Genomic DNA, 11,516 nt, shown 5'->3' on the forward strand with positions numbered 1-11,516 from the left:
GAAGCTATTTTTACAAAGATATTGTTTAGGTTCTTCTATAATATAGGGAAGGCATCCCTTAGATAAATTGGTTTTAAATTTTTGCATATTTTCAAATATTTAAAATATTTTGGGGATTTAATGGTAATGTATTGAATTTTAAAGGGCAATCTGTTATCATAAAATTGTATCCAAGGTACAAAAAAACTGGTATAAATAATATGTACTTAAAATACAGATTATTTATACTTAAGAAAACTATATGTAGCGTTTTTTTACGTATGTTTATAAGAAAAAATGCTATATCAACAGAGAAAATATGGAGATTGTAAATCATGTGGAATAAGCAACAAGATTGCAGGGCGGAGAAAGAGCTTCGTTATAGTATTCGCAAATATAAGTTCGGTGCGGCATCGGTAGCTATAGCAGCACTGATGTTTTTAGGAGCACACATAGCAAGTGCAGATACTGTAAATGGTAAAAGTCAATCTACTGCCGACTTAGTGCAAGCAAAAGATGAGTCACCGCAAGGTGGAACTGATAAGCCTGAAAATGTTGAGGAAAGTAAGGAAACTGCTGAAAATAAAGTAGATGTCGAACTTAATCCTGTAAAACATGAAAAACCAACTACTACTGAAGGCCTTCTTAACACAGCTGATAAATCGCAGTTAAGAACAGTTTTGGAAGAACTAAATGCTCTTCTTTCAACTCCATTAAATCTTGATAGTTCCCTTCTCTCTTCGATTAAAGATAGAGTTCAAAGAGGGCAAGCTATACTTAGTAGTGCCGATACAGCCCAAAAAGATGTAGATGAATTGGCATCACTCTTAAAGAGCGATGTAGCAACATTATCACAAGCAAATAAAGAGTCCAACAGGCCTAAGGAAGAGCTGGCTAATGATAAAACAGAGTCACCAGTGTCAGAATCTAAGAAAGAATCGGATGAATCATCAAATAAGGAAAATGAAATCCCTACAAATAAAAATGATTCTTTAAAGCTATCTCTTGAACAATTAAAAGCAGCACTTCTTGAATTACCTGATCATGAGACTACTAAAGAAGTGTTAGAAAAAGCTAATGAAGTCATTTCCCTTGCTCAAGGAGCGGTATCTAATACTGGAGTAACAACTAGTGAACTTGAGGATTTGAATAAGCGTGTTAAGAGAACTTTTAACTCTGTTAAAATTGCTACCATGCGTTTGAATTCGGGTTCTCATGATCCACGTAATGGACAAAATATGGGAACAGGTACTCAGTTCAGAGCGAACACTCAAATTAATTCAGGCGCTTTAGCAAATATTAAATATTTTGCTTCTGTTGACCCTAGAGCAGCAGGAAATAATGGACGTAATACAAGAAATGATGAACCTGAATTAACATTAAACAAAACTGAGATTAAAGCAGTTTATGTACAGGATAGTGAAGGTAAGTGGATTGTCTACGATGTTTTCTTCAATAATGATGGAAGAAAAATGACAGGACTTAGTAAAAAACAACACTACTATTTCCAAGCTCCGTTTAATATTATGGATCCATCCAATAAGGTAAAAGATTTAACTTTTACTCGTTATAGAAATGTTAATGGTACAAGATTATCTAATGGTTTTGAAGGATTTGAGAGATATGGTAATACTGCGGTAATTACTGACCCTTGGCATCAAAAATATAATATATTTAATGCTGATAGTAGAACTTTTTATGATCCTAATTCAGGTGCTTATACTGATGCTAAAAAAGGGGAAGTATTTAAAAATAATAAAAATGACTCCACATTAAATCAAATTGTTAGAGATAAAAGTGGTAACTATCCTAGAGCTTCATACTATTTAGGTTTAGAGTTAGGCCAATTAAGTACAGATTATGCTGTTCATATGCATGCTAAGATTAAATTAAGAGATAATGTAACATTAGAAGAAGCGAATCAATATGGACGAGTATTTGCCGCATCTGTAACATCAGGGGAAACAACTAATCAGTCGTATGTTATGGGAGCAACAGGAACTCGTTTAACAACAAAAACAGATGCTCAATTATCTCCTATCAAAGGGAGCGAGCATACAAAAACTGTAGGAGATTCCCTTCCAAATCCAGATAATCCAGTAACTGCCAAATATATTACTCCTAAAAATGGTGGAGTTCTGCCAGGTGGAATGACTTGGAGTTGGAAAAATAATGTTAAACCAAGTACAGCTGAAGCAGGAGTGTTCAAATATACTGCTGTGGCTACTTATCAAGATGGTTCAAAATCAGATGCTGCAAATTCTGGTTCAGACGGAACTGTGACATTAAATGTTAAACCTATTAAACCTACAATTACAGCAAGCGATGTACAACATAAAAAAGGATTAACGAATCAAAATATTACCGTAAATGTTGGTACAGGGGTTAAAACAGGTTCTACAGTTACTTTATATGATGGAAATAAGGTAATCGGGATAGGAAAAACAACTGGAACTACTGCAACGATTACAGTTGCGGGGCCATTAACAGGAAATCCAATTACGGCTGAAACAAAGGTAAGTAATACTAATGGTACAGTAAATTCAGTTCGTAGTGATAGTGTTACACCAACTGATGCACCAGATAATCAACCTCCAACAGTTAAGATGACTAATCCAACAGATGGAAACAAAGAAGTTGTATTATCTAATAATGAGTCAAGTTCTCCGGTAACTCGTATTTATAGAGGAGCAACTTTAAATGTACCATTAAAAATGTACGATAATGATCCTAGAGGTAAAGTAAACTTAAAATCTGAAGGTGGATTACCTCAGGGTGTTACATTTAATAATGGAGCAACTCTTTCAAAAAATGGCGCTACAGAGGCAAAACCAGGAATGGCAACTATTACTGGAAAAGTTGCTGCTGATGCAAAATTAGGAAAACAAACAGCTACTTTTAAAGTGTCAGATGACCAAGGTGGTAATGTTGAAAGTGGAAATAAAGCTACTGTTAAATTTAGAACGGAAGTTGTTGATTTAGCCTTCAAAGAAGGTAAAGGAGAAGTGAATCAAGATGGTAAACTGGTTGTAAAAACGTCTAAAGGAACTTCTTATACAGATTCACATGATTTTATCACGACAACTGATGGAAAAGAGGTTGATGACAAATTCTTCGCTGGAGGAATGAAGTTCAGATTTATTGAATCAAATGGTACTACGACTGGTAAAGTGACCTTAAATACTCCTGGGAAGCATACTGTAAAAGCAGCGGCTTATTTCCCAGAAAATTATGCAGGGACAAATGGGGTTGAAAAAGTTACGAATTCTACACCTGGAAAAGACAATGAAATTCTGAATAGAGCTTTCCTATATAAAAATATAGAATTCCAAGTAAAACCAACAGCACCAACGGTGACTTCAGAGGCAAATGGGGATGTTACAGTAACTCCGGCTAATGAAGAGAATGTAACTACATTCAATTTCACTTATAAGGACCCGAATAATTCTTCAAGAAAAATTACAGCAACAAAAACAGGAAGTGGGTGGACGCTAAACAACGCTCCAGATGATGGAGTGACGATTGATAAAAGTACCGGGAAAGTAACTATTAAAGATAGAGCTATCAAAGATTCTGACCCGGTTACTGCAAAATCTGAAACAAGTGATCATGTAGAAAGTGATCCAGTAACAACTAACTCAAAAGCAGGGGAAAAAGAACCGCCTAAATTTGTATTTGATGAAAAAAATACTACAGTTGAGAACGGATTCCGTACAGTTTACGTGACTCCAACAGAAAGTAACAACTTTAAATTAGGAACTGTTACAGATAATTCTAAGAAGTTAATCGAATCAAGATTGTCGTCTAAGGATGATAAATTGAATGATTTAGATTATGGACTTTCTTATGAAGGAAAATTATTGAAGACAAATAATGGTCCAGAACTAACAGCTCCTAAAGATATTATGGTTACTGGAACTCTTGATAAAACTAATAAGTCTGATCGTGGTAACAAATGGACTAACGGAAAAGAAATTGTTACAAGATATTATGTAGCAACAGATGCTGCTGGAAATGAATTAAGAAACCAAGATAATGTCGCATCTAATCCAACACGTGTAGTATTTAAAGTGTTAACGCAAGCTGAAAAATATGTTCCAAAAGTAGGAACACAACTTCTTGATAAAGATGTAACTGGTAAAGGTGCAACGGTTAGTGATGCAGAATTCAATGCAATGAAATCCAAGTTAGATCTTAACTTTACTGCAACTCGTGGCGAAGTAAAAATTAATAGTAAGACGCAAGATCTAGAACTTTCTATGAAAGATCGTGGGGAAATCAAGAAAAAACCAGATGGAACGTATTATATTAATGCGACGATTAAGTATCCTGATCTTTCAACTGAAGATATTGAAATTCCAATTAGTAAATCTGACACAACAGCTCCAACAGCTACAATGGATGGATTAACACTGACAAATGATATTAACACAACTGCAAAATTTGTAGTATTCAAAGGTGCAACATTTAATCCAACAATTAGAGTTAGAGATGATAAGAGCAATGTAACTAATCTAAGTGTATCTGGTATTTCAAATGGAACAAAAATTGAAAAATCAGGAAACTGGTCTAAGGATGGAGCAGATGTAAAAGTAGAAATAGGAAATGCAACTGCTACCAATACGGCTACTTTAGGAGATCATGAAGGTAGTGTAGTTGTAAAAGATGCTTTAAATAATACAAATACGTATAAATTTAAATATACAGTTGTAGATGTTGAAGTAAAAGAAACTCCGAAAACAGTTCCATTAAATACACAATTAGGTGATTCGCATTACAATGTAAAAGTAGTAGATACTCCAAATACCGATGGTAATGATAAATACTATCCAGCTGGTATGTCATTCAAATGGAAGAAAGGAAATTCTGAAGTTACTAATGAAACTGAATTGGCAAAACCTGGGGTGATAACTGACTACAAAGCGTTGGTTAAATTCCCTAATGGAGAAGGATTCAGAAAATCGATTGATGGTAAGGATGTAAGAATTTACGCACCGGCTACAGTCGAAAGACCTGTAACATTCCACGTTAAACCAACAGCGCCAACAATTACGCCTAAAGATAACGGAGATGTAACAGTAACGCCAGTAAGTGAAGAAAATGTTAATACGTTTACCTTTAAATATACACATCCAAATGATCCTGTTATTACGGTTACAGCTACTAAGACTGGAAATAAATGGTCATTAACAAATGGAGCTCCTGATGATGGTGTAACCATTAATCCTGATACGGGTGTTGTTACAATCAAAGATCGTGCGATTAAGGACGCAACTGAAGTAAGTGCTAAATCTGTAACAACTGATCGTGTAGAAAGTGATCCAACAACAAGGGATTCCAAAGCAGGAGATAAAGAACCACCGGTATTTACATTTGATCGTGATAATAAAGAAAAAATAATTGATGATAAGGGAAGACAAGTTGTTTATATAACTCCTACAGAAGAGACAAAACTTAAAATTGGTGTTGTAACAGATAATTCCGGTAAATTAGTAGAAGCTGTACTGAGAGAAACAAGTGGCAATACCTCTAATGGATTAGGCTTCTCAGGGTTAAATTATAATGCATTCCCTCGCACGAATAATGTTGAAACAGATGCACCGAGAGATATCATCGTTACAGGAAAAGCAAGTAAATACAAAACAGGTACAACACTATGGAACGATAATGATGAATATACACGAAATATGTATGCAAGAGATGCTGCAACTAATGAGATAAGCAATACGAAGGAACATCCTACACCTGTTATCTTTAAAGTTCTTACTCAAGCAACGAAATATGATCCGCAAGTTTCAACTCAGCCAATTAATGTAGATGTTACTGCTCCAGGTGCAAAAATTAGTCAATCAGATTTCGATTCAATGAAATCAAATATTACTTTTGATTCAACTCGTGGACCTGTTAAAGTTGATAATTCAACTAAAGGTTTAAATATTGAAATGAAAGAGGATGGAGCGATTAAGCCGAAAGGTGATGGCACTTATTATGTTGGTGCAACTATCACATATCCTGACCATTCAACAGAAGAGATTCAAATCCCTGTAACGAAAGCTGATGCTACTGTTCCGACAGCTACAATGGATGGATTATTATTAACGAATGATTTGAGTACAACAGCTAACTTTGTAGTATTCAAAGGCTCAAAATTCAATCCAACATTTAAAGTGAGTGATGATAAAAATAATGTTACAAAACTTAGTGTCACAGGACTTCCAAATGGAAGTACATTTGAACAAACAGGGGATTGGCCTAGTGGATCAAAAGTTCAAGTGACAGGAGATAATCATACTGCAACAAATACTTCTGCCTTAGGAGATCATGTAGGAAGTGTTGAAATTACCGATTCAACAGGTAATAAGGGTACTTATAAGTATAAGTATAAAGTAGTAGATGTTGAAGTTATCAATAGTCCGAAAACAGTTGAGTTAGGTACGAAGCTTGTTGATGCTGATAATTCAAACAATGGCATTGATTCTCATGGATTTGTGAAAGTAGTAGATGCTCCAAATGATAGTGGTGATGATAAATATTATCCAGCAGGCATGGAATTTAAATGGAAAAATAATGCTGAAGTGACAACTACTACGGAGTTTAATAAACCTGGAGTTGTGAATGATTACAAAGCATTGGTGAAATTTAAAGATGGCGAAGGATTCTATACTAAAAATATAGATGGAAAAATTGTTAAAGTTTATACCCCTGCTAGCATTGAAAAAGATGTTACATTCCACGTGAATCCTCCAAAACCAACATTTAACACAGATACAGTGACTTCAACAAGTCGCACAATTAGTGGTACATTAGGTGGATTCACATCAGATGATAGAGTTGTAGAAGTACATTTAAACGACAAAGACAACACGATTTTATCAAGTAAGGATGGACAAGTAACGATTAATGGAGATACTTGGACAGCAACCTTACCTGATGGGGTGAACCTTCGTCAGAGTGAAAATAAAAATGGAGAAGGAACTCAACCAACAGCCATTACTGTAGTCAACAAAGTTGGAGACACTACAGTTTCTACTAGAAGTGACGAAAAAGTAGTCAAAATGGGAGATTACTCACCTTCTGCTACGATTGCTGGTAGCAAGCATATTGATGTAACAGTACCACATGATGCGAAACGTCTTGAATTGCGATTCCATAATAATGCAGATACAGATAATAAACCGAATAGTATTGTCCTTGTTCGTGATGAAAATGGTGGAAATTGGCAAGTAGATCCTTCTACGGCACCATCGGATGTTACGAATGCAAACAGCTTTGTAGAAGCTATTACAAATAGTGTTAATGATGCTAATAAAGCTGAAAACAAAGTAAGTATTACCCTAAAAGAGACTGATAACAATAAAAAACTTCTCATTAAAGAAGAGGAGGGATCAGGAGATAATACAGCTAACTATACTAGTGGATTAGGTTTACGTGTAGATTACAAGCCTGAAACAGGTTCAGATGCAAGACCAGTAGGAAATTGGCAAGTAATTTCAGTAACAAATGATGCTCCAGTAGTAACGTTGAAAGATGCAGCAGTAGGAACGCAAGAAAATCCAAAAGTCTATGAAGCAGGAACAGCACTTACAGCAGATAAACTAAAAGAATTGGTAACAGTGACTGATACTGAAGATGACAGTGTTACAGATAAGCCATTCGGTACAGGTAAAGTTAATGTTCTTTCAGGTTTACCAGAAAATCCAACAGCAGGAGTATACGCTGTAACGCTTCAACCAGTTGATAGCCAAGGTAAAGAAGGAAACCAAGTAACCGTTCATGTTGTTGTAAAAGAAGAAAAACCAGCAGCTCCAACTATTTCACAATGGCAAAATGGAAATGTTAAAGTAACACCATCAACAAATAATGGTGGAGATAAAGTAACGATTCCATTAGCAAATGGAAGTGTAACTTTAGTGAAGAAAGATACTGGATGGGAACTTGAAACTCCAAAAGAAGGAGTCGTATTCCATAATGGTTCATTAGAAATTCCAAAAGATTTAGTAGGAACTAATGTGACTGCTAAAGCGACTAAAGGTACGGGTGATTCAGCAGTTGATTCTGATGAAGAAACATATACACCTAAACCTCATAAAGTAACGACTGTTGATGTTATTAAAGAAGCAGATTCACCACTTTCAAGAGATGATTTATCAGGAACAACAGGGGTTACAGGTGTAACGGATGGAACAGAAAATAAAGATTTCGCAGCAGCGAAGATTACGAGTGTAGTGGAAAAAACATCTCCATTACCAAATGTAACTCCGGATAGTAAGCAGACAGTTCCAGTAACGATTACTTATGAAGATGGTTCAACAGAAACAACAGATGTAGTTGTTAAAGTAAAACCTTCAACTCCAACAGTTACACCAAAAGAAAACGGAAGTGTAGAAATTACACCGGTATTAACTGGAGAAGGAACTACAACTATCACATATATAGGTGAAGATGATACGTCTAAAACAGTAACACTAACAAAAGGTAATGATGGTACATGGACAAGTTCAGATCCAACAATTGCTGTTGATGCAAATGGTAAAGTGACAATTCCAGCAGATAAAGTTAAAGATGGTTCACCAATAACAGCTCTAGTAACAAGTAAATTAACAGAACTACCAAGTCAGCCAGCGACAGTAACTGTAGGAAAACCTTTAGAAGTTGAAGTTGGTACTCCAGCGGATGCAACAGAAAAATCTGACTACACAAGTGAAGTAGTGGTAACACCAAACAAAACGGGTAGTACAATTACAGCACCAACGGTGAACGGTTTGACAGTGAATAGTGAAGGAAAAGTTACAGGAAAACCTATAATTGAAGACTGGGATGGGATAGAAGAGCATCGTGATGTAACTATCAAAGTAAGGGTAGAACATGATGGTGATACTCCAGTTGAGAAAGATGTTGTTGTGAATGTATTAAGAGATACTGATGGAGATGGAGAACCAGACATTACAGATAAAGATGACGATAATGATGGAATTCCAGATGAACAAGATAAAAATCCAAAAGTAGCAGACGAATTGACAGGAAAAGTAACACCACCGGCACCTGTTAAAGAAAAAGAAGCAATTACACCAGTTTCTGTTGTAACACCAAATAAACCGGGTACTACGATTACAACAGAAAATCCTATAAATGGATTGTCTATTGACAAAGATGGGAACTTAACAGGTACTCCAACTGTGGATAATTGGAATAAAGAGGAAGAAGAACGTTCTATAACGATTCCTGTAAAAATCAAAAAAGATAAAGAGGAAATTACCGTAGAAGTTCCTGTTACAATCCAAAGAGACACAGATGGCGATGGAACTCCAGATAAAGAAGATCTAGACGATGATAACGATGGAATTCCAGATGAGGAAGAGAAGAAAAACGGAACAGATCCGAAAGTTCCTACGACTCAAACTCCAACTATAGGAATTACTCGTAAAGAAAATGGTGATGCAATCGTAACACCAACGAAACCAGGTGGAGGAACATATCCACCAGGAACTAAGGTAGTGATTCCGGGTGATAATAATACAACAATTGAGGTAGAGATTGGCAATGACGGTTCAGGAACAGTTCCAAATGATAAACTTCCAAAAACTGATAAACCAGGAACAGGAATAGTAACAGAACCAAACAAAGCACTATCTAAACCTGTAGAGGTAACAACACCAGCTCGTAAACCATCAACAATAGAGTTAGAACAAGATTCAAAAACAGGTGACGTTACTGTAACACCTAAGAAACCAGATGGAACAACATATCCACCAGGGACTACAGTGGAAATTCCAGGTAAGAATGGAACACCTATTGTCGTAACAATAGAAGAAGGCGGTAAAGGAAAAGTTTCAAATAATGATTTACCTGAAGGAAAAACACCAGGAACAGGTAAAATTACAGAAAATGGTAAAGATCCTGAAGAAGTTAAAGTGGAAACACCGAAACGAATTGATCCAACTTTACCAGAAACAGAAGCTCCAACAGAGATAGCAATTGCTCGAAAAGACAATGGAGATGCGATTGTAACACCTAAGAAACCAGGTGGAGAAACATATCCACCAGGAACTAAGGTTGAAATACCAGGAGAAGATGGAACAACTATTGAAGTAACGATAGGAAAAGATGGTTCTGGAGAAGTGCCAAATGACAAACTTCCAAAAGAAGCTAAGCCAGGAACTGGAACAGTAACAGAACCCAATAAGAAACCATCAAGACCAGTAGATGTGACAACCCCAGCCCGTAAAATACCAACGGTAGAATTGGAACAAGATCCAAGTACAGGTGATGTAACAGTCACACCTAAGAAACCAGATGGAACAACCTATCCACCAGGAACTACAGTAGAAATTCCAGGTAAGAATGGAACGCCAATCGTCATAACAATTGGAGAAGATGGAAAAGGCAAGGTGCCGAATAAAGACTTACCAGACGGTAATATCTCAGGACCGGGAACAATTACAGAACCAGGTACAGGTAAAACACCTGAAAAAGTTACTGTTGAAACCCCAGCTCGTTTAACCCCTGCATTAGTATTAGATCAAGATCCAAATACAGGAGACGTGACTGTCACACCTAAGAAACCAGATGGAACAATCTATCCACCAGGAACTACAGTAGAAATTCCAGGTAAGAATGGAAATCCAATTGTGGTAACAACAGGACCAGATGGAAAAGTAATTATCCCGAATAAAGACTTACCAGACGGAGAAATTTCAGGAACAGGTAAAATCACACCACCAGGTAAACCATCTGTTGAATTAGAGGTGAAAACACCGAAAAAACTAGATCCAAATGCATCACAAACAGAACAACCAAGTGGAATTGAAATTACAAGAAAACCAAATGGAGATGCTGTTGTAACACCTAAGAAACCAGATGGAACAAAATACCCATCGGGAACGAAGGTAGTTATTCCAGGTGAGAATAATATTCCAATCGAGGTTACTATCGGAGAAGACGGTTCAGGAATAGTGCCAAATGACAGTCTTCCAAAAGGAGACATTAAAGGAAAAGGTACGGTAACAGAACCGGATAAGAGACCATCTAATCCAGTTGATGTCACAACGCCAGCACGTAAGGCACCAACGGTAGACTTAGACCAAGATCCAAATACGGGAGATGTAACGGTAACACCTAAGAAACCAGATGGCTCAACCTACCCACCAGGAACGAAGGTAGAAATTCCAGGTAAGAATGGTAACCCAATCACTATAACAATTGGAGAAGACGGTAAAGGCAAAGTACCGAATAAAGACTTACCAGACCGTGAAGTCCCAGGGAATGCTAAGATTACAGAGCCAGGAAAAGATCCAGTAGAAGTACCAGTGGTCACAACGCCAGCCCGTAAGGCACCAACGGTAGAGTTGGACCAAGATCCAAATACAGGCGATGTAACAGTAACACCTAAGAAACCAGATGGCTCAACCTACCCACCAGGAACGAAGGTAGAAATTCCAGGTAAGAATGGCAACCCAATTGCTGTAACAATTGGAGAAGACGGCAAAGGCAAAGTATCGAATAAAGACTTACCAGACCGTGAAGTCCCAGGGAATGCT

Annotated in this window: 1 protein-coding gene; it reads left to right on the forward strand. The window is 36.7% G+C overall.

Annotated features, from left to right (window positions below; all coding sequences use genetic code 11):
- Positions 1-314: 314 nt before the first annotated feature.
- Positions 315-11,516 (forward strand): YSIRK-type signal peptide-containing protein (locus N8L39_RS09065; protein ID WP_261010757.1); only part of this gene is annotated, 11,202 nt, incomplete at its 3' end.

This window comes from Streptococcus mitis, assembly GCF_946190285.1.
Classification (GTDB): Bacteria; Bacillota; Bacilli; order Lactobacillales; family Streptococcaceae; genus Streptococcus; species Streptococcus mitis_CP.